General features: G+C 45.9%; 2 protein-coding genes. Both read right to left on the bottom strand.

Annotation, left to right across the window (positions count from 1 at the left end):
• The coding region (locus GW579_RS23745) for a DUF6708 domain-containing protein (protein ID WP_165062256.1) at positions 1-719 on the bottom strand (719 nt) is incomplete at its 3' end.
• A gap of 51 nt (positions 720-770) precedes the next feature.
• On the bottom strand, positions 771-1,079 hold a 309-nt coding region (locus GW579_RS23775; RefSeq protein WP_338105884.1), incomplete at its 5' end, for a DUF6708 domain-containing protein.

Here is a 1,079-nt window from a genome sequence, read left to right as displayed (position 1 = left end):
ATTATCACGGGCTGGTGTTGCATATACTGGCAGCAGTGGCTCCATAACTGGCGCTGAGGCTCGATATAAAATATTGCCCAGTTTAAAACAAAACGGTCAATAACGTTATGGGTACCGGGCTGACAAACAGACCCGTACAAACGGAACCCCTGGGCATAGCGGTCAGACTCGCGGCTTATCTCACCATGAACATCAGCCCAGTCAAAAACCTTCACGGTTGCAGGCCATTTAACCCAGGGATTCCAGGCTTTCCGGTGATAGTCAAATATGTAAATTTTCTGTCGCTTGCGGTTAAATCTGATGGGTTGATCTCTGGGAACAAATAGAGCCATTCTTAAGCTTAATAAACTCATTGAAAATAAAAAAAACAAAAACAAAGTTAGCAGTGTTTCAAAATCCAACCCCGTTGGATATGAATCTATACATAACCAAATCACCAGTACTGCGGGAGCTATTGATGAAATAATGCCTAACCAAGCCCCTCCCCACATAATATTTTCATAACGGGGGATTTCCATCCAGGTATCATTAATTTCAGTGACACGTAGAAGTTTTCCGGGAACGGTTTGCTTTGTGTTGTTTTCAGGCAGATCCTCTTCCCAGTTTTTTAACCGGGGTGTAAGAACGGGCTCGCGTGAATAGTGCTCGTTTAGGACTGCCTGAATTTCTTCCGGCATTGCCGGTAACAGTGTTTTTTGTTTTGGGTGTTTTCTGCTCATCCCTGTCCTTCCTTTATTATTTGGCACCGGCAGTCAGTCAGGAGCATTCCTTTATTGCTGTGCCGTTTTTGACTCTCGATCCAGGTCTTCCGGCCAAAGCATGCTTTTTCGCGGTTTCCAGTTGTCAGGGCGTCCAGGTTCAATAGGATCTATTATCACGGGCTGGTGTTGCATATACTGGCAGCAGTGGCTCCATAACTGGCGCTGAGGCTCGATATAAAATATTGCCCAGTTTAAAACAAAACGGTCAATAACGTTATGGGTACCGGGCTGACAAACAGACCCGTACAAACGGAACCCCTGGGCATAGCGGTCAGACTCGCGGCTTATTTCACCGTGGACATCTGCCCAGTCAAAAAC

This window comes from Rahnella contaminans (assembly GCF_011065485.1).
In the GTDB taxonomy this organism is placed as follows: domain Bacteria; phylum Pseudomonadota; class Gammaproteobacteria; order Enterobacterales; family Enterobacteriaceae; genus Rahnella; species Rahnella contaminans.
The sequence above is the reverse complement of the archived record's forward strand: the minus strand, read 5'-3'. Positions and strand labels throughout refer to the sequence as shown.